General features: G+C 33.9%; 1 protein-coding gene. It reads right to left on the bottom strand.

The window, feature by feature from the left end:
- Positions 1 to 31: 31 nt before the first annotated feature.
- On the bottom strand, positions 32 to 224 hold a 193-nt coding region (locus FE392_RS22330; RefSeq protein WP_319931851.1), incomplete at its 5' end, for a Sua5 family C-terminal domain-containing protein.

Genomic DNA, 224 nt, shown 5'->3' with positions numbered 1-224 from the left:
GAGAAATATTCTGTTTGCTAATCTTACCTTATCATTCAATAATAATATGATGTCCTGCCGCTTTTGTTAAACGATTCATAATTGCATTTCCTATTCCTTCATTAGGGAACGACTCACTAAAAATAACATCCACTTCACTTGCATCAAACGTTCTAAGTACATCATATAATTTAGTCGCAACGCTAGCTAAATCACTTCGAACACCACATGATAATACAACATCC

Origin of the sequence: Xenorhabdus santafensis, from assembly GCF_033949405.1 — a bacterium.
In the GTDB taxonomy this organism is placed as follows: domain Bacteria; phylum Pseudomonadota; class Gammaproteobacteria; order Enterobacterales; family Enterobacteriaceae; genus Xenorhabdus; species Xenorhabdus santafensis.
Note: the sequence above shows the minus strand (reverse complement) of the source record. Positions and strands in the feature narration are given on the sequence as shown.